The organism is Bacillus gobiensis (genome assembly GCF_001278705.1).
Classification (GTDB): domain Bacteria; phylum Bacillota; class Bacilli; order Bacillales; family Bacillaceae; genus Bacillus; species Bacillus gobiensis.
The window spans coordinates 2928709-2955131 of sequence record NZ_CP012600.1; the positions used below are offsets into that span (position 1 = coordinate 2928709).

A 26423-nucleotide genomic window follows, 5' to 3' on the forward strand; every position below is an offset into this window, starting at 1 on the left:
ATATGAAATTATACGACATTACAATTATTGGCGGAGGACCTACAGGGTTATTTGCCTCCTTTTACGGAGGAATGCGAAATTCTTCTGTAAAAATTATCGAAAGCCTGCCACAGCTTGGCGGCCAGCTTTCTGCTCTTTATCCGGAAAAATATATTTATGATATTGCCGGATTTCCGAAAATTCGAGCGCAGGAATTAGTCAATCGCCTGAAAGAGCAAATGGCTCAGTTCAATCCGGCGATTTGTTTAGAACAAGTTGCAAAAGGCCTTGAGATTCAGGGAGACGGAACGATTAAGCTGACCACTGATAAAGAGGAGCATGTTACAAAAACGATCATTATCACAGCAGGTAATGGCGCATTTCAACCTAGAAAAATTGAGCTTGCAGCAGCAGAACAATACGAGAGTGCAAACCTACATTATTTCATCGATGACTTGGAAGCATTCCGTGGTAAGAAAGTTATGATCTGTGGAGGCGGGGATTCTGCAGTAGATTGGGCACTCATGCTCGAGCCGATCGCGGAGAAAGTAACACTCGTTCACCGCCGGGATAGATTCCGGGCACACGAACACAGCGTTGAACAATTACACGGTTCTAACGTAACGATAAAAACGCCTTATGTTCCGGCAGAGTTCGCCGGCAATGACAAAATCACAAAGGTCGTATTAGAGCATGCAAAAGACAGAACGAAAGAAGCCGTTGAGGTTGATGATGTCATAGTAAACTACGGATTCATCTCATCGCTCGGATCTATAAAAAATTGGGGATTGGAAATTCAGAAAAATTCGATTGTTGTCAATTCTCGAATGGAAACAAACATTCCGGGAGTTTATGCAGCAGGTGATGTATGCACATTTGATGGAAAAGTGAAGCTGATTGCTACCGGTTTTGGCGAGGCGCCTACCGCAGTAAACAACGCGAAATCATACTTAGATCCAAAATCAAAAGTCCAGCCGCTTCATAGTACGTCGGTATTTGCTTAAAAAGGAGATAAATAAATGGGGAAATTTACGATTGTTGATAAAGATACTTGTATTGCTTGCGGGGCATGCGGAGCCGCTGCTCCAGACATCTTTGATTACGATGAAGAAGGGCTGGCCAAAGTGATTCTTGATCACAATACGGGCACAACCGAGGTAGAAGAAGATTTAGAGGAAGACCTGATTGATGCGTACGAGGGTTGTCCGACAGAATCGATTAAAGTAGCGGATGAACCCTTTGCCGCAAAAAACAAGTGAATTGGAGGAATAGAGGATGGCTAAAGATCCGGTATTAGCAAATGATTGGCAGCCTGCAGCATATTCGCACGAGCTGACAGATGATCCTATGCAAGTCGTCATTTTGGGAGAGCGGATTGTGCTATTTCGAACGAGTAATGGAATTCAAGCCTTTAAAGATTTGTGTATTCATCGAGGTGCTGAGCTATCACTCGGAAAAGTAGAAAATGACTGTATTGTCTGTCCTTATCATGGCTGGGAATACAATACAGAGGGCAATTGTGTCAAAATTCCGCAGCAGCCACCTGGCCGAGTCATACCGCCGAAAGCAAAAGCAGTCGTCTATAGCTGTACAGAAAAATACGGACTCATTTGGGTGAAATTATCAGCTAGTGAGAACCCTGTCCCAGAGTACGTCGAATTCGAGGATCCTTCGTTTAAGACTGTGTTTGCGAATCCGCATACGCTGCATGCTGCTGCACCTCGAGTTGTTGAAAACTTTTTAGATGTCAGCCATCTGGCTTTCGTGCATGAAGGCATTCTTGGTGACTCAAATTATGCTGAAATCCCTGATTACAAAGTACATTGGCGAGAAAACCGCTTCGTTACTGATGAAATCCCTGTCTATGCAGATGCCGATGGGACAGGAAATTATGCAACCATCCACTATACGTTTGAAATTTTAAGTCCAACATTGGCTCGGTTGAAAAAAGTAAATTATGAAACGAAAGAGATTTTTTCCATGCTATTTGCCGTTCGCCCTGAGGAAGAGAGAAAATCAACGGTGTTTGCCTTAGTTTCAAGAAATTATGGATTTGATCAACCCGATCAATATTTTCGCGATTTCCAGCAGGTCATTATCGAACAGGATACAACGGTCGTCGAAAGCCAGAAACCTGAGGAGCTGCCGCTGGATTTACAGGCAGAGCTGCACCTTACACCGGACAGGCTTAGTATTGCTTATAGAAGATGGCTGGGCGAGTTAGGTATCACGTTCGGAAGCGAAGCGGGACGTAAAAAGGTCACAACTTAACTTTACATGATAAAAAGGAGGCGAATGGAATTGCCGTTACATGAAAAAACGGAGAATGCTACGAATGCAAGCAACTGGTTAGATCAATTTTTTCGTTTAACAGAACGTCGCACGAATGTAAAAACTGAGGTTCTTGCAGGGATTACAACATTTATGACAATGAGCTATATCATTTTTGTGAATCCTGCCATTTTAGCAGATGCAGGTATCCCAAAAGAAGCCGCCATTGCTGCGACAATTTTTGCCACTGTCCTTGCTACCCTTCTCTTTGCATTATGGGCGAATATGCCAATTGCTGTAGCGCCGGGAATGGGACTTAATGCTTTTTTTGCGTATACGGTCGTATTAGGCCAAGGATTAACCTGGCAAACAGGATTAGGGGCCGTTTTTATTTCGGGATTGGTATTTTTTATCCTGACAATCACCGGATTACGCAAAAAAATTATTGATGGAATCCCTTCGGTGTTAAAAAGTGCAATTGCTGTCGGAATCGGGTTATTTATCGCTTTTATCGGGTTTAAACAAGCCGGAATTATTATAAGCAATGAGGAAACCTTTGTTTCACTTGGTGAAATCACAAAGCCTGCCCCTTTACTCGCTCTCATTGGTTTTCTAATCGTCACCGTTTTAACGGCCAGAAAAATCAAAGGAGCAGCGCTAATTTGTATTTTGCTGCTTTCGATTGTCGGGATGTTTATAGGAATTGTAGAAGCGCCAAAAAGTGTGAATCATATTTTGTCTTTTTCGCTTCCAAGTATGTCTGAAACTTTTTTACAAATGGATATAAAAGCTGCTCTCCATTACGGCCTCCTTTCTATCATTTTTTCTTTCACTCTTGTCGAGCTTTTTGATAATTTAGGCTCTATGATCGGGCTGTCTAAAAAGGCTGGATTAATGAACAAAAAAGGCGAGATTGAAGGTCTGGATAAAGCATTGGTTGCAGATTCTGTCGCTACGATGGCAAGTGCCGCAATGGGGTCTACAGCGATGAATGCATATGTAGAAAATGCAACAGGTATTGCAGAAGGCGGAAGAACAGGGCTAAAGGCGCTCGTAGTAGCATTTCTTTTTCTGTTAAGCATTTTGTTTACTCCTTTAATCAGCATTATTCCAGCGTTTGCAACAGCTCCTATTTTAATTATGGTCGGAGCTTTTATGCTGACGGAAATAAAGAATATTCCATTAGGCGACGTAACAGATGCTGTACCTGCTTTTCTTACCATTATCCTTATGCCTTTAACGTTTAGTATTGGTGAAGGATTAACATTCGGTTTCTTATCCTTTACATTCATTAAGTTATTGACAGGAAAAGCGAAAGAGATTCATTGGATCATGTATGTGATTAGCGCTGCTTTTATTGTCAACTTTATTTTTCATGTGTAATTGGAAAATTAATAGTTAAATAGTACTGAAAATATTTAATAACATCGTCCTTAGTTTTCGTATAAAAATTATATTATACTCTATGAATTATTATATTTTTACTATTAGAAGGAGGATTTTTATGAAAAAAAAGTTACTGGCATTGTTCACGATTGTTGCATTAATTTTAGGTTTTCAAGGATTCACTGCGCTTGCGAAAAACAATCAATCGCAGAAAGAGTCTTCTCAGCCTATTGCAGTTCAAGGCGCGATGGATATGGAGATTTCTGCTCTACTTAAGAAAATGGGGGAATATAAAGAAGAAACCCACGGCAGCTACACATTTTATCGCGGGAAAATTAATGGTATACCCGTCATCGTTTCAAGAACTGAAGTAGGGATGGTTCACGCAGCTGCTTCTACTACATTGCTAATCGAAAAATACCATCCAAAAGCGATTATTAACCAAGGTACAGCAGGCGGCCATGATCCGAAGCTCCACGTCTTTGATACCGTAATCGGAACTGAAGTCATGAATATCGGCAGATTCATTACGGATCATAGGGATGACGGCGAAGGAATGAAGCCAGAATCATGGAAATTTGATGGTACGGGCATGAGAGAAAACGGCGAACTAAAGACATACGAAACATTTAAGAGCGATCCCAAGCTAGTGAAGGCGGCATTAAGTGTAGCTGATAAGTATAAGCACGGAAAAGTGGTTAAAGGAAAAGTCGGCAGTGCAGACGTTTGGAACAGAGAAGTCGATCGCATTCAATGGTTCCATGAAAAGGCAGGAACAAGTGTAGAAGAAATGGAAGCTGCTTCAGTCGGCCAGGTGTCAAAAAGCTATGACGTTCCTTACTTATCTATCAGAACCGTGTCAAACTCTGAAGTATCCGGAGATAAAATTGAGGACTTGGAAACGGCGGGAAAATACGGCGCTGAATTTTCCGTGGAAATTGTGAAGGCTATTGGGAAAAAATAATCTCAGAAGATTGATAGGAAAGCACCTCTTTTAGGCAATTTGTTTGAAGAGGTGTTTTTTAATTAGAGAATCGCCGGATTAGCGAAATTTTCCCTCCGCTTTTTTCCGCTTTTCTATCCGGGAAACACGGGAGCGAAATTCCCGATTCCTTCTGCGATTTCACACCTGAGTTTTTCTTTTCTTAATCAAGTCCGAAGCATCCGACAATGACTGCGTTTTCTCGGCCATCCAAAATATCCATGTGATTTTTCACAAAAGAAAAATCGGTATTTTTACAAATATCTAAGACTCCAATTATTTTAACTTAACATTTTCATATTAAGATACATATGGGATCTTTAAGATGATTTTGGGGCGAAGAATACCACCTGTTAATCGATTTTTTACGGTCCGAATCATTTTAAAATTTTTTTACTCACTTAAAAATCAGGAGGATGAAATGATGAAAAAAGCCATTTTTGTACTAGCTGCCATGCTTGTTATTGGAACAGGAGCAACAGTGCTTGCAAATCCTGACACGCTATCTTCTGATAAAGAAGGAAAACAACTGACAGAAAAATTCCAACAACTTACTCGAGATAATGGTTGGGAACAGAAAGAAGAAATCGATCTGAAATTTAACACATATCATCCACAAGGATTGACGAAAGTTGGAGACTTGTACTACATGTCTTCTGTAGAAATCATTGAAAAACCTGTTAAATACGACAAGCCGAAAGACGGTTATGATCGTACTACTGGTAAAGGTGTCGGACACCTTTTTCTTTTTAACAAAGAAGGAAAGCTTCTAAAAGATATAAAGCTTGGTGAAGGAGATATGTATCATCCCGGAGGAATTGCATTTGACGGTACATCGATCTGGGTTTCTGTTGCAGAGTATCGCCCAAATAGCAAGTCCATCATTTATAAAGTGAATCCGGAAACGATGGAGTCCCAAGAAGTATTTCGCACGAATGACCACATTGGAGGAATACTTCGTGATAGAAAAAAAGGAACTTTAAAAGCTATTAGCTGGGGTTCAAGATCATTTTATGAGTTTAATGAAAAAGGAAAAATTCTTCGAAAATCAAGTAATCCTAGCCACTTTATTGATTATCAAGACTGCGAGAATGCTGGAAAAAACCATATGGTATGCAGTGGTATCACTGAATTGCCGCAACCAGCACCATCAACTGCGAAATATGAATTGGGCGGACTAGCCTTACTGGATATGAAAACAATGGATATGGTTCATGAACTGCCAATTTCTCTGTTTTCTCCTAAAGGACATGTTGTAACACGTAATCCAGTATTTCTTGAAAATACAACACAAGGAATTAAACTGTACGCTGTACCTGATGATGATCAATCATCAATGCTAATTTATGAAACAAATATTAGTAAAAAATAATTTTCAGATGAAAACTTTGATGCCGAACATCAAAGTTTTCTTATTGGTACTCTCTTTAAATAGATGGATTTAGTATTACACAAGCCCCAATCTTAAAGGTCTTCAGCAGAGCAGATCCAATGATATGGTCCGCTTCTTTTACCCATCGATATGACGAACCGGCGTCTTCACCCCTCCCTCCTTCACTGCTTTTTCCCGGGTCTCATAACGTCCTTTAGACATTCGCACAAAAAAGTAGACGCCAATTAGAGTCCATCCCGCGAGAATCAACCATTCATATGGCCAAACAAGTGCAGCCGGCATGCCCGGCATATACAGCACGATAAATCCGAAGCTTAAGACGAGGGCAATCCAGCCAACCGCTGGTCCTTTTCCAGCTCGAAAGGGGCGCGCCATGTCAGGCTCTTTTTTGCGAAGAACAATAAATGATAGGACAACCATAAAGTAAGCAACAACCACTCCGAGACCTCCTGCGTCTACGATCCATACGAGTGCGGGTCTTCCAAGTAAAGGAGCAAGGACAGCTAAAATGCCGAGAAAGAGAATAGCGTTTGAAGGCGTTTTGTATTTTGGATGCAGTTTTCCGAACCATGAAGGAAGCATCCCGGATTCCGCCATCGCATACAATACTCGGCTTCCACCGATAACAAATGCATTCCAGCTTGTGATAATTCCGGCGATTCCGCCAAGAATTAAGATATTAGCAAATATATCAGAACCGAATAATACAGCCATTGCATCAGCTGTCGGCAAGGCGGATGTCCTTAAAGTTTCGGCATCGAGCGCCATAGATACGGCAAATACGGCACTAAGGTAAAAAATGACCGTGCAAATGACAGATACAATCAGGATTTTGCCAATTTCTTTATGAGGGAGATTTGTTTCTTCTGCTGTTTGCGGGATGACATCGAAGCCTACGAACATGAACGGAACCATAATGAGAACAGCCATTATCCCGCCTGTTCCACCGACAAAAAACGGTTCAAGATTAGCTCCATCTCCGCCCGTAAATGATCCGAATATAAGCATGACTCCGATAAGAACGATCACAATGGTCAACACGGTTTGAAACAAGGCAGCCGGCTTTAACCCAATGTAATTGATTACCGTTAAAATTACGGCGCCGATCATTCCGATCAATGCCCAAGTAGCATAGACGTCCCATCCAGCCAGTGTCCACAAATAGCCGGCTTGATAATTGGGCAAAAGATATTCCACGACGGTTGGCAAGGCTACGGCTTCGAATGCGACAACCGAGGCATATCCGAACGTAATCGCCCACGATGCGATAAAAGAAGCCTTTTTGCCGAGCGCCCTGTCGACAAAAACGTGCTCTCCCCCGACTTCGGGCATGGCAGACGTTAGCTCGGAATAGGTGAGCCCAACGAATATGACAAGCAAGCCCCCGATGAGAAACGCCGTCATCGATCCGAACGAGCCCGCTGAGGTCACCCAATTTCCTGATAACACTACCCATCCCCAACCGAGCATTGCGCCGATCGCCATAAATAAAACGTCAAAACGACTGAGCACTTTTTTTAGTTCGCGTTCCTTTTTCTCCATATTATCCTTTCCCTCCGTCATATTTTTCTACCAATCATATCAGAAAATTCTAAATACTATAAAACAGACGGAAGATAATATGACGATATCTATCAGGCGAAAAGCATGCTGCCACTGTGTTTCATCAAGGCTAAGGCTATTACTATAAAATAATTTTATTAAACTATTAAAATATTCAATTTTATCTGAAAAATAGTTTATGCTACGATAAATTCAATTTAAATGACATGCTTCATTGCTGGAATCGATAACCATTTACTTCGGATGATGTCAGCTGCTAAAGAAATATCCGGACGATGCCCATTTTTCGATAATAACAGAGAGGTTGTGATCACGCCCGGGAATCGATGAAGAATATGTAAAGCACCCGACTCAATTTCAGATTTCGCCATTGTTGCACTTAATAAGGTGATGCCTGTTTGGTTTAAAACAGATTTCTTAATCGCTTCTTCGCTTTCAAACTCAACGATTGAAGAAGGTAAAAAACCTAGTTGATTTAAACAATCATTCAAAATCTTTTTATAGCTATCTGTTGTCTGAAATGAAATATAAGGGTACGTTTTGAGGAAATCGATAGTTTTGTTTTTTCGATAAACTTCACTAGAAATTACAAGCAAGCAGTCTTCCTTCTCAAGTACGGTTGTTTCAAATTCGGCTGGAGAAACTGAACCAGCCACAACACCAATATCGGCCTTACCTTGAGAAATCAGCTCCATCACCCGATTGCTGCTGCATGTGATGAGTTGGAGATTGATGTTTTGGCGAACAAGATCAGCTACTAAAAAAGGTAAATAGTGAATGCAGTAGGATTCCGGCGCAGCGATTATGATTGGTTTTACGGCCTGTTTCGTCTCATTTATCTTTTCAGTCATGTCCTCCAGCAGCAATAACATTTGATCGACATACTGTTTCATAATGTTGCCGGAAGGAGTCAGGACGATTTGCCTTCCGACTCTCTCAAACAAATTTGTCCCTATTTCTCTCTCAAGTATTTTGATTTGGGTCGTTACTGCCGGCTGAGAGTATCCTAATTTTTCAGCTGCTTTCGTAATGTTTAAACAATCTGCGACACTATGAAAAGCCTTTAAATTTCTTAGTTCCAACCGTCACACCTCCGTCATTTCATTTAACTGTATATTTATACATTTAATTTATCGAATTTTCAAACATCTTGGTAAATTTTCTATCAACTAATCGGGAGGGATGAAAGTATGTATGCTGATGTCGTGATGTATAACGGTAGTATTGTGTCGATGGATAAGAATAAAAGAGAGTACGAAGCGCTTGCAGCTAAAAATGGCCGAATCATCGGGCTTGGCACGAAAAAAGACATGGAAAAATGGCTGGGAGATCAGACTGTTTCCATTGATTTGGAAGGGAAAACGGTTCTCCCCGGTTTCATTGATGCCCATCAGCACATGGTCAACTTCGGCTTTTATTTGTCACAGGTCAATTGTAACGTCGATTCTATCAAGGATCTTGTCAATGCCGTTAAAGAGAAGGCCGCAACGTTAAACAAGGACGATTGGGTGATTGGAATCGGCTTTAATGAAGAGAAACTCCAAGAAAAAAGAATTCCAACCGCTGCTGATTTTGCCGAAATCTCTAACCCGGTTTATATCTTAAGGAATTGCCTTCATACGGCTGTCGTCAATCAAACTACGCTGCAGCTGGCAGGCATCAATGAAAATACTTCGGATGTAGCTGGCGGTGAAATCGTCCGAGATATGAACGGCAGGCCAACAGGCATTTTGAAGGAAAAGGCAGCCGACATCGTAAAACGCATACTCCCCCCTTTCACACTGGACGAAATCAAAGATGCAATCACCTTTGCAGATCGTGAGTATACAAGCCTCGGAATTACTGGCGTGCATGAAGCCGGCATGGGCTTTTTCACTAACTCGATGAACGAATTTCGCGCGTTCCAGGAAATGAGCATCGATCGGTCGCTGAACGTGAGAGTGTACGGTATGATCCTTGATTCATTTTTTGAAGCTGCAAATGAATTGATGCTCACGACCGGATTCGGAAACGACAAGCTGAAAATCGGATCGATCAAAATGTTTTCGGACGGCACCTTAAACGGCAGGACCGCCGCTGTTTCTGAAGAGTACATTAATCCTGCTGGAGAGCGCGGTGCCATGGTGATTAGCACGGAGGAATTAGAGAAAAAAGTGTTAGATTACCATCGCGAAGGGTTTCAAGTGGCGATTCACGCAATAGGCGACCGTGCCATCCTTCAGGTGATTGCCGCTTACGAAAAAGCTTTGAACGCATTCCCGCGGGCCAATCACAGGCATCGAATCGAGCATACGAGCGTCACAACACCGGAAATTATCGAAAGATTAGCTGAATTGAAGCTTATCCCCGTTCCTCAGCCAAGCTTTCTGAACGCTGCCGGGGATGTGTACAACAAAGTCTTGCAGCCGAAAGTCACGGAGCGTCTCAAACCATTAAAAACCTTTTTCGAAAGGGGGATAAAAGCAGCAGGAAGCTCGGATTGCCCGGTTGTAACCAGCTCACCTCTCTATGGCATGTATTGTGCGATGAAGCGGGAAACGCTAAAAGGTACTGTCCTGTCACCTAAAGAACGCCTTTCATTAGAGGAAGCTCTTCAAATGTATACCGTGAATGCGGCGTATGCGGCTTTCGCCGAGCATGAACAAGGGACGCTGGAAATTGGTAAATTTGCCGACGCAGTCGTCCTCCCTAAAGGGTTTATGTCTTTTTCTGCGGAAGAAGTGCGGGATACAGCGGTTGAGATGACGATAATTGGCGGCGAAATAATTTATAAAAAAGAAAGAGCAAAAATATTACATTAGAGGAGGAAATTAAAATGAACAAAACAATAACGAATGAAATGACACACAGCATTGAAGAATTACGGGAGCTGGATAAAAAGCACTATCTGCATCCTTCTTCTTCGATTAAACAACATCAGGAAGAAGGACCGGCCGTCATTTTTACGGAAGGCAGCGGAATCTATTTGAAGGATATACATGGAAACACGGTGATCGACGGACTTTCATGCCTTTGGAATGTCCATATCGGCCACGGAAGACAGGAGCTTGGCCAAGTCGCTCTAGAACAAATGTCCAAGCTTGCTTACAGCTCAAGCTTTACCACATTCAGCCATGAACCCGCCATCCGATTGACAGCCAAATTAGCGGAAAAGGCTCCCGGAAATTTGAATACCGTCTTCCTTACGTCAGGTGGCTCGGAATCAAACGATACAGCGTTCAAGCTGGTCAGACACTACTGGATGCTGAAAGGGAAGCCGGAGAAAAAGAAAATTGTTTCGAGAAAACGGTCCTATCACGGGGTGGCAATGGGAGCAACGAGTGCCACAGGCCTTGAAGCGTTCCGCAAGTTTACCCCTTCAACCGCTCCGGATTTTTATCATATTGACAATTATTCCGTTGAGGCGTTTAAAGAGTTTATTGAATCAGAAGGTGCTGACACGATCGCCGCGTATATTTCGGAGCCGATTCAAGGTACGGGCGGGGTTATTTTCCCTCCTGAAAATTACTTTATAGAAATAAAAGCGCTTTGTGAGCAGCATGACATTTTGTTCATTGCCGACGAAGTCATTACGGGTTTCGGCCGGACAGGTACATATTTTGCCGTGGAGCAATTCGGAATCACGCCTGATTTGCTTTGCTTTGCGAAAGGAGTTACAAGCGGTTATATGCCTCTTGGGGGTGTGATCATTTCTGAAACGATCTACAACGATTTGATTGAGCTTTCTGAAGGAACGTTCTTCCACGGATATACGTACAGCGGACATCCGACAGCGTGTGTTGTAGCCTTAAAAAACATGGAAATCATTGAGAGCGAGCAGCTCGTTGAGAATGCCAAAAGAATGGGTGAAGAATTATATAGAGGATTTAGAGAGTTGCAACAAAAGCACGCAATCATAGGGGAAGTAAGAACCTTCGGCTTGCTTGGCGCGATTGAATTGGTAGAAGACCAAGAAACGAACAAACGATTTTCAGAGCCAATCGCACCGAAGTTAGTTGCTGATTTGCAGCAGCGTGGACTGATTTGCCGCGGAATTACGTATGAAGGAGCGGATTCGTTAGTATTTGCTCCACCGCTGATCATTACGAAGGAGCAAATAAGCGAAATCATTACTGTTTTAGACGATGCCTTTACAGTTTTGCAATGAGCGATATCGGAAAGGAGAGTTTTATGAGAGATAAAAAGGTATTCTTAGTCGCCATTTCCTTTTCACTCCTAACGATTTTATCTGCTTGCGGATCTTTAGGTTTAGCCAAATCAGAAAATTCCACAGCGAAAGGATATACCTTACGATTGACTCATGTTGTTTCAGAAAGCCACGCCTCCCACCGAGCTCTTGTCCAGCTGCAAAAAGGCTTGGAAGAAAAAACAGACGGAAGATTAAAGCTTGAGATTTATCCAGGAGGACAGCTGTACGGTTCTGATCGGGAAGCCGTTGAAGCTGTCCAGCTGGGCAATATTGAGATGACGGTTGTCGCAACGCCAACGATTTCAACGTTTAATAAAAAGTTCATGGTCTTCGATTTGCCGTTTTCATTTCAGTCGATTGAAGAAGCGAGAAAAGCCGTCGATGGAAAATTGGGAAAAAAATTAAACGAGGACCTTCTCTCTAATGGATTGGTGAGCCTGGGATACGCTGAAAACGGGTTCCGCCAGATTGCCAATAATACCAAGCCGATTGAAACGCCGGATGATTTAAAAGGCTTAAAATTACGGGTTATTGAGAACAAGCTCTATCAGGAGACGTTTAACGAATTAGGAGCTAATGCGTCACCGCTTAGTTTTTCCGAAACATATTCTGCCCTGCAGCAAGGAACCTTTGATGGTATGGACAATCCTGTTACGCTTATTTATTCGTCAAAATTTTATGAGGTGCAAAAATATTTGACATTGACTCACCAGGTGTACGCTCCTCTCATTACCGTAATAAATAAAGACTTTTTTGATCAATTGCCGAACGATCTTAAGCAAATCCTAAAGGAAGAAACAAGCAAAGCCAACCAAGTGCAGCGATCATTTACACAAGAGCAAGAAGAAAAAAATCTGGCGGAGTTAAAGGAAATAGGAATGAAAATCAATCAATTAACACCGGAGCAGGAAGCTGTATTTAAAAAAGAATTAGAACTGGTTATCAAAAAATATGAGAAACTCATCGGCCCTGAAACGATGAACTTGATGCAGCAACAGTAAAATAGTTGGGAGGGAAACGATCATGCTTGCCCTGTTGGATAAAAAACTTGAAGAAATATTATTGGTAGCCGCTCTTGCCTTTATCGTCATTCTTGTCTCCCTTCAGGTTCTTACCCGATATGTTCTCGATGTCTCATTGGGATGGAGCGAGGAATTGTCCAGGTACATTCTTATATGGATTGCGTGGATTGGGACAAGCTATGCGGTTCGGGTAAACAGCCATATTCGGGTCGAGCTTATTAAAAAAATCATTCCGAAGCACTTGTTGAAATGGTTTGAGTGCTTCGTGTTGTTTATTTGGTTTCTGTTTGCTTTTTTCCTTGCGTATCAAGGAACCATCTTAATTATGAAAATGAAAATGACGGGGCAATTAAGCCCTTCGATAGAAATTCCGATGTGGATCCTTTACTTGATCGTTCCGATTGGCGGGGGCTTAATGAGCATTCGATTGCTTCAAAAAATGTATATAGTTCTCAGTTCCAAGGAAAGAGAGGGGTAGCCATTGATCACACTATTTTTGTTCATTGTCTTGTTGGCACTCATTTTTTTAAGTGTTCCGGTTGGAATCTCTATCGGGATGGCAACCTTGTTAACGATCGTGTTTTTCAGTGATAATATTCCTCTACTTACGATGGCACAAAAAGTATTTACCTCACTGGATTCGTTTCCGATTATGGCAATTCCGTTTTTTATGCTGGCTGGTATCTTGATGGGAAAAGGCGGCATTTCGAAAAGACTGCTTGATTTAGCCGGCTCTCTGATTGGCTTTGTTAAAGGCGGCCTCGCGATGATGACGGTTCTTGCCTGTATGTTCTTTTCAGCCATTTCCGGCTCCGGACCGGCAACTGTCGCAGCGATTGGCTCGTTTGTCATACCAGCGATGAAAAAGGAGCGCTACGGAGCAGGATTTGCATCAGCGTTAACCGCATCGGGAGGCGCAATCGGTGTTATTATCCCGCCCAGCATTCCTTTTGTTCTGTTTGGTGTGACAGGAAATGTTTCCATCGGCAAGCTGTTTATGGCAGGCATTCTGCCGGGAGTTCTTATCGGGATCTTGTTAATGGCAGTCTCGTATCTCATTCTTGTGAGAAAAGGCGTGGGAAACATAAAAACAGATATCGAAGTCGCTGCATCTTTAGAAACCGGGATGGCAGGCGCAAAAAAAGGAATTAACGTCAAACATCTATTAAAAACGATTTATGATGCGAAATGGGCGCTGCTTACCCCCGTCATTATACTTGGCGGGATTTACGGGAGTATTTTTACACCGACTGAAGCCGCGGCTGTTGCGATCATTTATGGGTTTGTCGTTGGTAAATTTCTGCACAAAGAGCTAAGCTGGAAGGATATCTACGACAGTATGGTTGAAACGCTTAAAATTGTTGGCGCTACGTTGTATTTAATCGCATTATCTGTGTGCTTCGCCTATGTTTTAAATATTGAGAATATTCCCCAAACGATTGCCGAAGCAATTACCTCATTTTCTGATAACAAGTATATCGTCATGCTATTGATCATTGGATTTCTACTGATTGTAGGATGTTTTATCGACACGATCCCCGCTATTCTGATTTTGACTCCAATTTTTCTGCCGATTACAACTCAGGTTGGGATTGACCCTGTTCATTTTGGAGTTATCATGGTGATGGCTTTAGCTATCGGCTTTATTACTCCGCCGTTTGGAGCCAACTTATTCGTTGCCACGGCGATCGGCAAGGTATCCATCGAACAAATATCGAAATCAGCCATCCCCTTCTTTTTAGTAATGGTGCTCGGGCTGTTAATTATCGGCTTCATTCCGTTTCTATCGATGTATTTGCCTTCTCTTCTTTGACAGCGAAAAACACAGGTGGATTCTTCATTTAACGGGTTCGGTTATGAGTACAAAAACTTAATCAGTGTATCTATTTTAGGTCCAAATCGCATATGATTTGGACCTATTATTTTTGTTGATTTAAGTTTTTTGGTGATTTAAGTATAAGCAGCTTAGTATTAAATACTCGTACAACCACCATCAAAAAGCGATACACAAACGCAATCGGAATATCAGCGAGAACTGATTATTTAAAATAATTTATAAAGGTTTGTTCTGATTATCTATTAAAATATACCTATTAAATAAAAAAATGTCTTTATCATTAAAGGAGAGGAATAACCATTGAACATTGGTTTAGGTCTCGTACTAATTACCCATCGCAATAATTTTTATTTCACTAGGGATATTCTCACGAAAAAAGAACGATAAAATTATTGGCAATGGATTGTTAATAGTAGGAACAATAATTTTATCAGGAAGCGTTGTATTACTTACGGGTTTATATGACCCGTATGCAAATCACATTCGACAATAACTTTCAGCAATAAATCTAAAAAAGCATCGGAAATTAACCGAAGCTTTTTCTGTTTCTATTTTTAATGTTAATTACGGTCAAAAACTTATGCTAAAACAGGTGTTATTTATTTAGCTAATTTAATTTTTGCACTTCAAAACCGAACCCGTTATTCTTCATTCTATTGTGTTTTCCATAATGCTGCTCTTGTGCAATTTTTTTATTCCGGAGAAAGATAAACGATAATGATGGTTTTCCCTTCAATTTGAGAAAAATAAAAAACCACATTTCAGCCAAACGCTTGGAGTGCCCTTCTTTCATCTGCATTTACTTTTTTTGATCCTTTAAATATCCATGTTGATAGAAATTTCTATAAGAACGTTTTATTTTCGAAAATAAGTTTTTATCGATTTGTGCAATCAAAATACCAAGTATGACGATAGCAGAACCAACAACATCTCTTAGCGTAAAAACATCCCCTAACATAAGAAAGGCAAACAAAGCAGCAAAAACAGGCTCCGTCGAAAAGATTAATCCAGTATTTGATGGTGTTGTGTATTTTTGCGTAACCGCCTGGGCAACAAAGCCGATCGCACTGCACAAAATCCCTAAGCCTAGTATAGCAATCCAGGCTTGCCCTGTAGATGGCAGGGAAGGAGTTTCAAAGAGAAAACTGCATATTAATCCTAGTATCCCTGCAAAACCGAGCTGAAAAATACCGAGTGTAACTGAATTAGCATGCCTTGTCGCTTTTCCGGTTAATAGGATATGGATGGCATAACAAAAAGCAGCACTGATACATAAAAGATCACCAGGATTTATACGAAACGAATGCTTTAACGTCAATAGTCCGATCCCGGTTAACGTAACCACTACCCCAATACGAATCGGCCAAGGCGGAAGACGCTTAATCAGTACACTATGAACGACTGGAACGAAAATGACAGTCATGCTGACAAGAAATCCTGCGTTCGAGGCAGACGTCATGCTAACGCCATATGTTACAAAAGTAAAAACGAGAAACAATAGTATCCCCAGCATAGCCGAATCAATCATTGTACGAACATTCACCTGAATGAGGTGTTTATACAGGATTATGCCTGCGATAAAAAAAGCAATCAGACACCTGAGTGCTATTATGTTAAAAGTTTGAAGAGAACTAAGACCCATCTTCATAAAAACATAAGATAAGCCCCAAAAGATATTTACGACAACTAATACCATATTGGCTCTTGCTTGATAACTCATGCAGATCTCCTCCAATTTCCGTCATATCTATCCACAGTATAAAAGGAAAATTGACATTAATAAAACGAATTTTTATAATCGTCTACATGAATTAATTTCATGTTAAGGAGGTACAGCCATGAGCATCATTAAGTATGAAATCCTCAATAAAGTGGCCGAAGTAAACAGCTTCACAAAAGCTGCAGATTTATTAGGCTTAACTCAATCTGCCGTCAGCCATGCGATTCATAGTCTTGAAAAAGAATTTGGTTTTGCCTTAGTAAACAGGAATCGTTCAGGCATTACATTAACCAATGAAGGAGATACGATGCTGCTGACAATACGGAAGGTGTTGCATTTTAACGAGAAAGTCCAGCAAGAAGCTGCCAATATCGTCGGCCTTACAAAAGGAACGATAAGAATCGGTATTTTCACCAGCGTCTCCACAAATTGGCTTCCTAATATTGTTAAATTAATGGAAGCGAAATATCCTGATATTAGAATCGAACTACTAGAAGGTGATTATATTGAAATTGAACAGTGGCTATTGAGCGGAGAAATTGATTGCGGCTTTATTAACGTCAGCCACTCTAATCAATTTGATGTCATCCCGCTAACAAAAGACCGGCTCCTGTGTATTGTTTCCAGCGAGAGTAAACTATACAATCAATCATCGATCTCATTTAAACAATTAGAGACCGAACAGTTTATTATGCCTGCATATGGCGGTTATCATGATGTTAAGCTTTTATTCGAAAAACATCATGTCCAGCCGAATGTCCGCTTTGAATTAATGGAAGAAAGTGCAATTATGTCTATGGTAGCACATCATATTGGCATTAGTATTTTACCGGAAATGGTATTAAATTCACTTTTGCCAGGTGTCCGTGCCATTCCATTAGAAATAGACAGCTATCGGTCGATTGGTCTTGCTACAAGATATAACCTTTCCCCCGCAGCAAAGAAATTTGCCGAATTAACAAAATCCTCGCTGAATAATGATCGATAGGTCTATACTCATCATCGTTTTGTTAAATTGTCGTCATGTCTTCATGGCGACCTTCTATTTTTATTTCACCCACTTTATCACTTCTCTTATTTCATTCTGCTTTTGGAGAAGATCCTCCATTCTTAACGTTTGACTCAGGACGAATGGCACTGGATTAACAGAATTGTCTTTTAATTGTCATATAAGAGGGGTTGATATGACTAGGAATGAAAGGAAAAAAAACGCTCGATATAAGTCGAATTGTACTTTTAAAAAATAATATTAAATATTACTATTTTATAAGGTTAAGAAAACAGTAGAAAATTTATTTTCGACAGTCCTATAGGAGGTGTACTTTAAAAGTAAATATCCGATCATTCCGATCAATTTAAGGAATAATAAGGAGGATCTATGAGACAGCTAAACACGGAATTTTTAGATGGAACCCGTTTTCTATTGGCTCTTTGGGTAGCGCTTTCTCATTTTAATAGTATGGTCGCCTACAAGCTTCCATTTTCTGTACCCGATGGGACGATAGCTGTAGATGGCTTTATTGTGATTACCGGATTTTTGATGATGTATAACTATATTTTAAGAGAACATAAGGATCCTTATTATTTAAGAAGTACATTTTCTAAATTCTGGATCAAACGTTTTTTCAGGCTTTATCCCGTTTATTTGCTGGCAATTTTACTTGGGTTTTTCGCTTATGAGTTTATTATCTACTGCAGAAGCGAATCATTGATGTTCTTCGGCAATATTTCCTATGAAGAGTGGAGTGCTAAGTCTTCAATCGACAGAGCTGGAATGACATTATCGAATTTATTTAGCCATTTAACCTTTGTCCATGGGTTTATACCTTCTCATGTTTTAGGAATTATTGGACCCGCATGGAGCTTGTCGTTGGAAATGCAATTTTATTTTCTTTTCCCGTTTCTGTTCTTTGTATTTTTTGGTACAAAAAATGCGGTCAAATACCGTCTCGGTGTTTTTATCGTTTTAACTTCAGTATTATCACTTGTTACTATAAAGCTTTTCGGACATCATCCGCAGGAAGGGCTCTACGCAACCTTTAGAGCGCCGTCTATTTTGTTGTATAAGCTTCCATTGTTTTTGTTTGGCATGCTGCTGGCTTCAGTGGCTCTGAAAAAAACTCATATGCTATTTCTCATTCTTTCTATGGCGGTTGTATTGCCACTTCAAAGCAAATTAACAATATTGCTGCTGGGATTCCTATTCGTTATGACGATGTTAGAGGTATATCGGCCATATTTGCATAAAAGCATCTATTCTTTTCTTAACTTTTTCAAATTGGCTTTATCGATTAAACCATTTAAGATTGGCGCCGATATCTCTTACTCCTTTTATTTGCTGCATACGATCCTTATGCCGCCAATGATCTTAGTCTCAATCCAATTATTGCAGCCTTATGTGAGCAGCAAGCAGGCAATTCTTGTTTTATCACTATTGATTTCCTTGCTTGTGAATTTCGTCATCTGTTACCTGCTTTATCTTTCAGTTGAAAAGAACGGTATCCAGCTTGGACGAACGCTGATCAATAAGCTGTATGGAAGAAAAGTCCAAGAACCTGTTATTAATCAGGCAAAACAAACCTCATAGGAAAGGAGTAACCAATGAAACCGATCGATACTAAGTTTTTAGATGGTACTCGTCTTCTATTGGCTTTGTGGGTCGCCGTAGGTCATTTCTATACGTACACGGGGGGAAAAGAGCTTATTTCCGTTCCGTTGATTAGTGATATTTTGCTAAGTGCAGGTCCTGCCGTTGATGGATTTATGATTATAACCGGTTTCCTAATGATGTATCACTACCTACTAAAAGAAAAAAAAGAGCCGCCGAGTGATAAGACGACGATTTTTAAATTTTGGCTGAAGCGGCTTGTCCGATTATATCCTATTTATTTCGTCGCGATATTGGCTGCTTTCGTCTTATTTAAAACGAACTTTCAATATGTGCATTCTAACTATTCTTTTTTTACTGGCAAGGAAGCAAGCTTCGGAACTACCTTTAATTCTGCAGCGATTCCAGGGATGAGTGACTTGTTCTCGCATCTCACATTTTTACATGGCCTGATTCCCGGGCAAAATACCAGCTTGCTAGGTCCGGCTTGGAGTCTTTCTTTAGAAATGCAGTTTTATCTTGTTTTCCCTATTTTGTTTTTGATTTTCTTCCGAAACGAAGCTTTAATTAACAAGACACTGCTTCTTTTTACCGGAGCTTCATTTGTCATCGGGTTTCTGGCGCCAAAGCTTTTCGGATCATGGGACAGCTCCGGAATACTGGCTGATTTCGGCGCACCTTCCCTCATAGTGTTTAAGCTTCACTTTTTTGTACTGGGAATGATTATGGCATGTGTTGCCTTAAAAAGAGCGAGCCGGTTTCATCTTGGCATGTGGATTCTTCTTGTCTTGCCCTTCCAGGGACGCTGGACGATACTTGTCACGATAGGCATCATTACGCTGATGTTTTCCGATGACGTAAAGCGCTTGGTTCACCCGCGGGTCAATTCGGTTCTTTACATAATCAAGCAATGCTTATCCAACAAAGCTGCAAAAATTGGCGCTGATATTTCGTATTCATTGTATTTAACGCACATGATCATTATTCCGATAGTTGTCAATGCGGTTATATCATACACAGATTTAGGAGTGATACAGACTGCAGCCGTCTCATTACTTGCTTTCTTAGTCATCAACATTCTGGTTTCACTGATTTTATTTAAAGTCGTAGAGGAAACCGGAATCAAATTTGGAAGGGTATTGATTGGAAAGATATTCAGCAAACGGACGAACGAGATTCCTGTCAAACGAGAGGTTTAATAGAGAGACTGGGTCCACTTGGATCTGGTCTTTTTTAATTGTATAATCGTCGTAGTTGATTTTGACTTGATCAACCGATAAGATAGGAATATAAGCTTACTTTTTGTAAGTTCAATATGAAAAACTGTAGGAGGAACTGCCATGACGACACTCACAGATACAATCGAAGTATTAAACACGAGAACTTCCATTCGAGCGTACGATCCTGATGTAAAAATTTCAAAAGAAGACCTTACGCAAATTTTAGAGCTTGCCACTAAAGCACCTTCCGCATGGAACCTGCAGCACTGGCACTTTACCGTATTCCACAGCGATGAGTCGAAGCAAAAGCTTCTTCCGATCGCCTTCAATCAAGATCAAATTGTCAAAGCTTCTGCTGTTGTTGCTATTTTGGGTGATGTGAAAGCGAATTTAAATGGAGAAGCAATCTACGGTCCGCTTGCAGAAGCCGGGTATATGACAGAAGAAGTAAAAGACACTCTTTTAGGCCAGATCAATCGGGCTTACACCAATGAGACGTATCCGAGAGAAGCGGCATTTTCAAACGCTTCCCTTGCTGCTATGCAGTTTATGATCGCAGCCAAAGCAAAGGGATATGACACGTGTGCGATCGGCGGCTTTAATAAAGAAGCCTTTGTCGAAGCTTTCGATATAGATTCAAGATATGTTCCGGTTATGCTCATATCTGTCGGCAAATCAGTGAAACCCGCTCACCAAAGCGGTCGTTTTCCTGTCACAGAAGTATCTACCTGGTTGTAAGAATCGTTGAAAAAAGAGGCTGGACTTTGTTCCGGCCTCTTTTTATAGTTGATAAATTGTATTCGTTTTTCTGACGGTTTGGCGGTAAAATTGTAAAAATGATAGGGATCGCCGGTATATCTGGAAGGTCGTCGATATATTGGAGGTTCGACGCTTCTCGTTTTGCCTATCTTTATAAACTTTCTTTGTAAGTGCTACCTCTCTCTTCAGACCTATCACTCCCAAAAGTTTTTACTGTCGAAATTGAATCGATAAACATGCTAAAATTTATTTATCCTTCATTTAAAGGAGTTATGTTAGATGAATCTTTTCGATTTCGAAAATCATTTTGATAAAGTTATTTTGGAACGCGGCTTCGATTATTTTAATCATGGTCAATTGAAACGATAGATGAAATAAAGCAAAATCAGTATCTTGTTCAAGTTGTCGGGACTTCAAATTACAATGTTGAAGTGTCTATTGACGGCGATAATGAGATTGTAGTTTCATTTTGTGACTGCCCTTATGATCGGGGAGATTATTGTAAACACCAAGCCGCAGCTTTTTATGCGTTAAGGCAGAAATTACATTTCACCTCTGAAAAATAAGAAAAGTGACATCAGAAAAACACTTGCTGATCTCTCTTATGATGAATTGCAGGAAATGATTATTAAGCTCTCGGAAGAAAATTATGATATTAAAAAAAATATTTTATTTCAATACGGAGCAAAAGAGGACGAGATTCAATCCAGCAAAAAATTAATTAAAGAATATATAAACAAAGCTAAAAGTCGCGGATTTATTGAGTGGAACCGTGTAAGCGATGCGCTGCGGGGAGCAGAGATGACGCTTAAAAAAGCTGATAAAAAGATGGAAGTTGGCGATACGGAAAGTGCAGTGTTCCTTTCAATCACTGTTTTATCACCTGTTGTCGATATGCTGCAATATTGTGATGATTCAAATGGTTTTGTGGGCAGTGTTATCGAAGAGAGTTTTGACATAATAGATCAAGCATTAACTTCAAATATTCATCAATTAAAGGATTCTCAAAAGAAGGGTATTTTCAAAAAGTTGATGAAGGAAGCGCAGCATAAACGTTATGATAGCTGGGATGACTTGCGAATAAGACTTTTAGAAATTTGTATATACTTTTGCAGCATTTCAGATTTAAGGTCCAAATTAGAAAAACAGATTCATAATATGCTAGAGAATTTAAGCGGAGAGTCTTGGTTTTCCGAATATAAAAAAGAACAATTATTGCTTCTCAAGCAACAGCTAATTGAGCGTTTCGATGAAGAAGAAAAGGGATTAAAATTTATTTTTGAGCATTTGGGTTTAAACCCCTTTAGAGAAAAAGCGATTACTCACTTAATAGAAAAAGGTGAATTTTCACAAGTATTGTCCTTATGTGAAGAAGGAGAAGAAATTGACAAGGAATATCCGGGACTTGTTGATAAATGGAAAAAATATCAGCTGCTTGCTTATGAAAAACTTGGCGACGTCACCATGCAGAAGAAGTTACTGCAAGATTTTGTATATAAAAATGAGTACACATATTATTCTAGGCTTAAAACACTATACAAACCAGAAGAGTGGAACAATGTCTTGCAAGAAATGATAGAAACTTTTGAAAAACAATCTTACCCTCCTTCCACATATGTTGAAATATTAAAAACCGAAAAAATGTCTGATAAACTTTTAAGGTATTGTCAAAATCATAAACCGGAGATTGAATATCTTCATCCGTACCTTATTAAAGATTATTTTGAAGAAGTCATCAAATTATTTGCCGAATGGATAGAAATTGAAGCTCATGAATCGAGTAATAGAAAGCAATATAAAAAGGTGTGTAAGAAGATCAAAACATTCAAAAAAGCTAGCGGCGACATCCATGCCCATCTGTTAATTGAAAACCTTCAACAAACATATAAAAGAAGGCCGGCATTCATTGATGAGCTTGAAAAGATATAGTCAAGGAGTTGAGTCAACGCAATGATCAAACAAATTGCTTATTATCTGGATCGTGAAGACGAACAACCAAATATTGCTTTAGCCGAAGAATTATGTGCTGAGGAAAATGCTGCTGGAATTAAGGAGATCGTTGACGATTTAGCCAATACCAATAAAAAAATCGCTGCAGATTGCATAAAGGTGATAAGTGAAGTCGGCGAAAGAAAACCTGAACTCATTGCCCCGTATGTATCGATCTTAATTGAACAATTAAACTCGAAAAATAACCGAATGGTCTGGGGTGCAATGACCGCACTATCAAAAATTGCCCACCTTAAACCGGCCCAGCTTTTTGAACAGAGAGAAACGATCTTTCATGCCTATGAAAAAGGCAGCGTCATCACAAGAGACCACAGCATCACCCTGTTTGCCGAGCTGGCAAAAGCAAATAAAGAATATGAGCCGACCATGTTTCGAGCCATCATCGAACACTTGAACACGTGCAGACCAAAGGAAGTTGGCCAGCATGCAGAGCGGGCATTTGTATGTGTAACACCTGAAAATGTATTAGACTTTAAGGAAGTTCTCATCAACCGAAGAGACATGCTATCGGATCCTCAAAAGAAGCGTGTGGATAAGCTGTTGAAGAAATGCAATTAATTTTGATAACGGTGCAATTATTCCAACAACCGTGCAATTATTCTCGAGTACGGGCCAATTATTCCAACAACCGTGCAATTCTCCACGTGAACGGCCACAATTATCCCGAGTACAGTACAATTATTCCCTAAAACAGTTTCAAATGAAAAGAACTGCTGGGGAATGGCTTTCGCCGTCATAGCGGGGCCATTTTTTTATTAATTCCATACCTGCTCATTATCATTTTCTTTGATTTCAGCTAAAAAACTCCTTTTGATAAGGAGTTTTAATAAATTTTCCCTACATACTCTCTCACATTTGTTATTAAGCCTCTGTATTTTCTTCAGATACACCAAAAAGCAGCCCTTGATTATCCAAGCAATAAGCGAAGTAACCCATCCCCGGGACTGCTGTTTTTTGCACTACTACCTTGCCTCCATTATCTACAACAATCTTAAGATAGTCGTCAACCGAAGAGACTTCAATGGAATTTGTCGTTCTGGTAGCGCCATCAGGAGATTTCATTAATCCTCCATCGATACCAGGTCTATCACTTTCACCTGTCAAAATAAACCAATAGTCGTGCGTCCCAGGCATCTTTTCAAACTTCCAGCCAAAACAATTTGAATAAAACTCAATTGCTTCTTCAGGATTTGGAACCTGAAATTCAAATCGTAAAACTTTACTCATATCACAACCTCCTAATTTTTATAGAACTTACGTTCGTATTTCTATAATAATTGAAGATGCTTATTCTGGCTAGTCCATCTAATTTTTTTCTCACTTAATCTGCTTTAAAGCCGATTTAACGTTCATATACGTTTTTAATGATTTAAACTCTACATGGAGCTGCGCCATAGCCATTGCGAGGTTTGGCTTTATTCCAGTAACTATGAGTTCTGTTCCTGTTAGATTAATTAAATTGTTCAGCTTAAAAATAGCGTCCGCAACAAATGAATCTACTTCAACAAGCCCCGAAAGATCAATGATAAAGTAGTCATCTTTCGCATCTGTTATGTAGGTTGACACAGTGGAAATTAAATTTTCGAAGCGAACTTCAGTTAGAGTTCCAATAATAGGAAGGATACTGAGTCCGTCTCTTACCGGTACAATTGGCGTCGAAAGCTTATACATTTCATCCGTAAATTCTGACAGCTGTTTTTGCCGATTGATATCCTCGGTAACGTCCTTTTGCAGCCCGACAAAATAAAGCTTTCCTTCCTCTTCCATCCAAAGAGGCTCAATGGTTAGTTCATTCCAAAATTCTGTTCCGTCTTTTCGATAATTTAACAGCTGAGTCTTAATGGAATTCCGATTATCAATTGCCTCCCGAATCTTTCGAACAGATTCCTTGTCCGTTCCCTGTCCTTGCAGAAGTCTGCAATTTTTTCCGATTAGCTCCTCTTCAGAATATCCAGTCATCTTTAAAAAACCATTGTTCACATAAACAATTGGATTATCCTCGAGTGTAGGATCAGTGATCGTGACGCCTACTTCCGCGTAATCCAGAGCTTTATTTATCAGTTTCTGATTTTTAGGAGTGTCAGATTCCAGGTTCATTTTTCTTGGTCTCTCCTTCTTACTTGGTAAAAATGTAATACATAAAACTCGTACGATTTAATAACCTTTATGATATTCCCTTATTCTTTATGTTTCAAACCATTTTTTTACCTTCCATCTTTTTGCGGAGAGTTTTTTATTTTATACTAAATGAAATAAACGTTTGTTTAATGATTAAAGGAGTGGGGATATGGATATCCCAATTGAATTGTTTGATGCCTGCAAAAAAAGAATTTCTCCTTTTCAGGTAGAAGGTTTTCTTCTTGGCGGGGGTTCAGAAACAGCTGAAATTATGATTGTTGGCGAAGCACCCGGCGAACAAGAAATCATCAAAGAAATTCCTTTTTGCGGAAGAGCAGGTGTTGAGCTCGATCGATTTCTTGAGCATGCCGAACTTAACAGAGAAGAAATCTACATCACTAGCACAGTCCGCAGCAGGCCATTTCGCGTGAAGGAAAAAATCATTCGGGGCAAAAAGGTGATTAAGAAAGAAAATCGAAAGCCAAATAAAAAGGAGATCATTGCCCATGCACCTTTGCTTGATTATCAAATCAAAAAAATCAAGCCGTACATCATCGTCGCATTGGGTGCTGTCGCTTTTGAGCGGCTGACCGGAAAAAAGGAGAAAATGACGGAAATTCACGGGAAAGCCTGCCAAACTTCAATTCTTGAACTTGACAGCCTAGAAAATAATCAGCTGGTGTTGGGAGAGGAGGAATATATCCTTTTTCCAACCTTCCACCCGGCCAGCATTTTTTACAATCGCTCATTATTACCCCTTATTTATGAGGATTTTGAAAAATTGAAACAGCTTAGCGGAGGAACGAAAGATGACAAACGTAATGCTTGATTATTACCAATTAAAATATCTTCCTGCTTTAACGGTCTACGAGCTTCCTGAAGAACAAGCCAAATATACTGCTTTGCCAGCCAATATGCTTTATTCATCGGAAACAAAATCACCGATCGTCATCTTAGCCAACGAAGAAGTAGTCGGTTTTTTTGTTCTACATACAGGAGAAATCGTCAAGAATTACACTGATATCTCAACAGCTATCCTATTAACCTCTTTTTCGATTGATTTTCGTAAGCAAAGAATGGGATTTGCCCATCATGGGCTGCTCGCCTTAAATGACTTTGTAAAAAAACATCATTCCGAAATTACAGATGTTGTTCTCTCTGTAAACCTAAAAAACATGCCTGCGCGGAGACTGTATGAACAGGTTGGGTTTCTCGATACAGGAAAACGAATGGAAGGCGTGATGGGCGAGCAGCTTGTGCTGAGGAAGAGGATTGTATGAGATTGTTCAATCTACGTGCCTAAGTCAGCTTTTTCATTAATCTTAAGCACGTAGGATTTGATCGCGACTGGCCAAGCTTGAGATGA

At 40.2% G+C, this 26423-nt stretch carries 25 protein-coding genes; 20 read left to right on the forward strand and 5 right to left on the reverse strand.

Annotated elements, in window-relative coordinates; genetic code table 11:
• Window positions 1-2 precede the first annotated feature (2 nt).
• The 6 genes from AM592_RS14640 to AM592_RS14665 all read left to right on the forward strand — a co-directional run bounded on the left by AM592_RS14640 (window position 3) and on the right by AM592_RS14665 (window position 5990).
• Entirely contained in the window at window positions 3-983 is a 981-nt protein-coding gene (locus tag AM592_RS14640) for an NAD(P)/FAD-dependent oxidoreductase (protein WP_053604479.1), read from the forward strand.
• 15 nt (window positions 984-998) lie between these two features.
• On the forward strand, window positions 999-1238 hold the full coding sequence (locus AM592_RS14645; protein ID WP_053604480.1) for a ferredoxin: 240 nt from the start codon (window positions 999-1001) through the stop codon (window positions 1236-1238).
• A gap of 16 nt (window positions 1239-1254) precedes the next feature.
• Window positions 1255-2250, forward strand: coding sequence for an aromatic ring-hydroxylating dioxygenase subunit alpha (locus AM592_RS14650; protein ID WP_053604481.1), 996 nt, complete (start codon window positions 1255-1257; stop codon window positions 2248-2250).
• Between the two features lie 24 nt (window positions 2251-2274).
• Window positions 2275-3633 (forward strand): NCS2 family permease, encoded by a 1359-nt coding sequence (locus AM592_RS14655; RefSeq protein ID WP_053604482.1) that lies wholly within the window; start codon window positions 2275-2277, stop codon window positions 3631-3633.
• 121 nt (window positions 3634-3754) lie between these two features.
• The gene (locus AM592_RS14660) at window positions 3755-4600 is read left to right on the forward strand and encodes a 5'-methylthioadenosine/S-adenosylhomocysteine nucleosidase (RefSeq protein WP_053604483.1); all 846 of its coding nucleotides are present in this window, start codon (window positions 3755-3757) and stop codon (window positions 4598-4600) included.
• A 439-nt stretch (window positions 4601-5039) separates the two neighbouring features.
• Entirely contained in the window at window positions 5040-5990 is a 951-nt protein-coding gene (locus AM592_RS14665) for a DUF6454 family protein (RefSeq protein WP_225970238.1), read from the forward strand.
• Between the two features lie 138 nt (window positions 5991-6128).
• Here AM592_RS14665 and AM592_RS14670 read toward each other — a convergent pair whose 3' ends face one another.
• Complete coding sequence (locus AM592_RS14670) at window positions 6129-7553, reverse strand: APC family permease (protein WP_053604485.1); 1425 nt, start codon at window positions 7551-7553, stop codon at window positions 6129-6131.
• A gap of 218 nt (window positions 7554-7771) precedes the next feature.
• Window positions 7772-8656, reverse strand: a complete 885-nt coding sequence (locus tag AM592_RS14675) for a LysR family transcriptional regulator (protein ID WP_053604486.1) — start codon at window positions 8654-8656, stop codon at window positions 7772-7774.
• A gap of 108 nt (window positions 8657-8764) precedes the next feature.
• Between AM592_RS14675 and AM592_RS14680 the strand changes: the two genes are divergently transcribed.
• From AM592_RS14680 to AM592_RS14700, 5 genes are read left to right on the forward strand one after another with little or no spacing between them, the layout of a single operon-like run.
• The gene (locus AM592_RS14680; protein ID WP_053604487.1) at window positions 8765-10375 is read left to right on the forward strand and encodes an amidohydrolase; all 1611 of its coding nucleotides are present in this window, start codon (window positions 8765-8767) and stop codon (window positions 10373-10375) included.
• A gap of 14 nt (window positions 10376-10389) precedes the next feature.
• On the forward strand, window positions 10390-11721 hold the full coding sequence (locus tag AM592_RS14685) for an aminotransferase family protein (RefSeq protein ID WP_053604488.1): 1332 nt from the start codon (window positions 10390-10392) through the stop codon (window positions 11719-11721).
• A 23-nt stretch (window positions 11722-11744) separates the two neighbouring features.
• On the forward strand, window positions 11745-12764 hold the full coding sequence (locus AM592_RS14690) for a DctP family TRAP transporter solute-binding subunit (protein ID WP_053604489.1): 1020 nt from the start codon (window positions 11745-11747) through the stop codon (window positions 12762-12764).
• A 22-nt stretch (window positions 12765-12786) separates the two neighbouring features.
• Window positions 12787-13263, forward strand: a complete 477-nt coding sequence (locus AM592_RS14695; RefSeq protein ID WP_053604490.1) for a TRAP transporter small permease — start codon at window positions 12787-12789, stop codon at window positions 13261-13263.
• 3 nt (window positions 13264-13266) lie between these two features.
• Complete coding sequence (locus AM592_RS14700) at window positions 13267-14598, forward strand: TRAP transporter large permease (RefSeq protein ID WP_053604491.1); 1332 nt, start codon at window positions 13267-13269, stop codon at window positions 14596-14598.
• An 823-nt stretch (window positions 14599-15421) separates the two neighbouring features.
• Here the strand turns inward: AM592_RS14700 and AM592_RS14710 are convergent.
• Window positions 15422-16342, reverse strand: coding sequence for a DMT family transporter (locus AM592_RS14710; protein ID WP_053604493.1), 921 nt, complete (start codon window positions 16340-16342; stop codon window positions 15422-15424).
• A 118-nt stretch (window positions 16343-16460) separates the two neighbouring features.
• On the opposite strand from AM592_RS14710, the gene AM592_RS14715 reads away from it, so the two are divergent.
• From AM592_RS14715 to AM592_RS14740, 7 genes are all read left to right on the forward strand, one after another.
• Window positions 16461-17330, forward strand: a complete 870-nt coding sequence (locus AM592_RS14715; protein WP_053604494.1) for a LysR family transcriptional regulator — start codon at window positions 16461-16463, stop codon at window positions 17328-17330.
• 390 nt (window positions 17331-17720) lie between these two features.
• Complete coding sequence (locus AM592_RS14720) at window positions 17721-18929, forward strand: acyltransferase family protein (RefSeq protein WP_053604495.1); 1209 nt, start codon at window positions 17721-17723, stop codon at window positions 18927-18929.
• Between the two features lie 14 nt (window positions 18930-18943).
• Window positions 18944-20149 carry an acyltransferase family protein gene (locus AM592_RS14725; RefSeq protein WP_053604496.1) on the forward strand — a complete coding sequence of 402 codons (1206 nt, stop codon included), beginning with the start codon at window positions 18944-18946 and terminating at the stop codon, window positions 20147-20149.
• Between the two features lie 141 nt (window positions 20150-20290).
• The gene (locus AM592_RS14730; RefSeq protein WP_053604497.1) at window positions 20291-20908 is read left to right on the forward strand and encodes a nitroreductase family protein; all 618 of its coding nucleotides are present in this window, start codon (window positions 20291-20293) and stop codon (window positions 20906-20908) included.
• A gap of 452 nt (window positions 20909-21360) precedes the next feature.
• Window positions 21361-21495: an SWIM zinc finger family protein gene (locus AM592_RS25375; protein WP_158320309.1), complete on the forward strand. Its 135-nt coding sequence runs from the start codon at window positions 21361-21363 to the stop codon at window positions 21493-21495.
• Window positions 21496-21550: 55 nt separating this feature from the next.
• The gene (locus AM592_RS14735; RefSeq protein WP_053604498.1) at window positions 21551-22858 is read left to right on the forward strand and encodes a hypothetical protein; all 1308 of its coding nucleotides are present in this window, start codon (window positions 21551-21553) and stop codon (window positions 22856-22858) included.
• Between the two features lie 21 nt (window positions 22859-22879).
• On the forward strand, window positions 22880-23497 hold the full coding sequence (locus tag AM592_RS14740) for a hypothetical protein (RefSeq protein ID WP_053604499.1): 618 nt from the start codon (window positions 22880-22882) through the stop codon (window positions 23495-23497).
• Between the two features lie 303 nt (window positions 23498-23800).
• On the opposite strand, the gene AM592_RS14745 is transcribed toward AM592_RS14740, so the two are convergent.
• The gene (locus AM592_RS14745) at window positions 23801-24166 is read right to left on the reverse strand and encodes a VOC family protein (protein WP_053604500.1); all 366 of its coding nucleotides are present in this window, start codon (window positions 24164-24166) and stop codon (window positions 23801-23803) included.
• Window positions 24167-24256: 90 nt separating this feature from the next.
• Window positions 24257-25036 carry a YtvA family blue-light photoreceptor gene (locus AM592_RS14750; RefSeq protein WP_053604501.1) on the reverse strand — a complete coding sequence of 260 codons (780 nt, stop codon included), beginning with the start codon at window positions 25034-25036 and terminating at the stop codon, window positions 24257-24259.
• A 190-nt stretch (window positions 25037-25226) separates the two neighbouring features.
• Here AM592_RS14750 and AM592_RS14755 point away from each other — a divergent pair, with 190 nt between their 5' ends.
• Window positions 25227-25886 carry a uracil-DNA glycosylase gene (locus AM592_RS14755; protein ID WP_053604502.1) on the forward strand — a complete coding sequence of 220 codons (660 nt, stop codon included), beginning with the start codon at window positions 25227-25229 and terminating at the stop codon, window positions 25884-25886.
• Window positions 25867-26337 (forward strand): GNAT family N-acetyltransferase, encoded by a 471-nt coding sequence (locus AM592_RS14760; RefSeq protein ID WP_053604503.1) that lies wholly within the window; start codon window positions 25867-25869, stop codon window positions 26335-26337. The genes AM592_RS14755 and AM592_RS14760 overlap by 20 nt, the downstream gene beginning before the upstream one ends.
• Window positions 26338-26423: the final 86 nt, after the last annotated feature.

Bases quoted from the DNA above. Each gene is read 5' to 3' on its own strand.
- AM592_RS14650 (WP_053604481.1), top strand. From the start codon at position 1,255: ATGGCTAAAGATCCGGTATTAGCAAATGATTGGCAGCCTGCAGCATAT.
- AM592_RS14690 (WP_053604489.1), top strand. From the start codon at position 11,745: ATGAGAGATAAAAAGGTATTCTTAGTCGCCATTTCCTTTTCACTCCTA.
- AM592_RS14670 (WP_053604485.1), bottom strand. From the start codon at position 7,553: ATGGAGAAAAAGGAACGCGAACTAAAAAAAGTGCTCAGTCGTTTTGAC.
- AM592_RS14655 (WP_053604482.1), top strand. From the start codon at position 2,275: ATGGAATTGCCGTTACATGAAAAAACGGAGAATGCTACGAATGCAAGC.
- AM592_RS14750 (WP_053604501.1), bottom strand. From the start codon at position 25,036: ATGAACCTGGAATCTGACACTCCTAAAAATCAGAAACTGATAAATAAA.
- AM592_RS14685 (WP_053604488.1), top strand. From the start codon at position 10,390: ATGAACAAAACAATAACGAATGAAATGACACACAGCATTGAAGAATTA.
- AM592_RS14660 (WP_053604483.1), top strand. From the start codon at position 3,755: ATGAAAAAAAAGTTACTGGCATTGTTCACGATTGTTGCATTAATTTTA.
- AM592_RS14710 (WP_053604493.1), bottom strand. From the start codon at position 16,342: ATGAGTTATCAAGCAAGAGCCAATATGGTATTAGTTGTCGTAAATATC.
- AM592_RS14730 (WP_053604497.1), top strand. From the start codon at position 20,291: ATGACGACACTCACAGATACAATCGAAGTATTAAACACGAGAACTTCC.
- AM592_RS14760 (WP_053604503.1), top strand. From the start codon at position 25,867: ATGACAAACGTAATGCTTGATTATTACCAATTAAAATATCTTCCTGCT.
- AM592_RS14680 (WP_053604487.1), top strand. From the start codon at position 8,765: ATGTATGCTGATGTCGTGATGTATAACGGTAGTATTGTGTCGATGGAT.
- AM592_RS14725 (WP_053604496.1), top strand. From the start codon at position 18,944: ATGAAACCGATCGATACTAAGTTTTTAGATGGTACTCGTCTTCTATTG.
- AM592_RS14735 (WP_053604498.1), top strand. From the start codon at position 21,551: ATGATTATTAAGCTCTCGGAAGAAAATTATGATATTAAAAAAAATATT.
- AM592_RS14640 (WP_053604479.1), top strand. From the start codon at position 3: ATGAAATTATACGACATTACAATTATTGGCGGAGGACCTACAGGGTTA.
- AM592_RS14695 (WP_053604490.1), top strand. From the start codon at position 12,787: ATGCTTGCCCTGTTGGATAAAAAACTTGAAGAAATATTATTGGTAGCC.
- AM592_RS14745 (WP_053604500.1), bottom strand. From the start codon at position 24,166: ATGAGTAAAGTTTTACGATTTGAATTTCAGGTTCCAAATCCTGAAGAA.
- AM592_RS14645 (WP_053604480.1), top strand. From the start codon at position 999: ATGGGGAAATTTACGATTGTTGATAAAGATACTTGTATTGCTTGCGGG.
- AM592_RS14665 (WP_225970238.1), top strand. From the start codon at position 5,040: ATGATGAAAAAAGCCATTTTTGTACTAGCTGCCATGCTTGTTATTGGA.
- AM592_RS14740 (WP_053604499.1), top strand. From the start codon at position 22,880: ATGATCAAACAAATTGCTTATTATCTGGATCGTGAAGACGAACAACCA.
- AM592_RS14755 (WP_053604502.1), top strand. From the start codon at position 25,227: ATGGATATCCCAATTGAATTGTTTGATGCCTGCAAAAAAAGAATTTCT.
- AM592_RS14715 (WP_053604494.1), top strand. From the start codon at position 16,461: ATGAGCATCATTAAGTATGAAATCCTCAATAAAGTGGCCGAAGTAAAC.
- AM592_RS14720 (WP_053604495.1), top strand. From the start codon at position 17,721: ATGAGACAGCTAAACACGGAATTTTTAGATGGAACCCGTTTTCTATTG.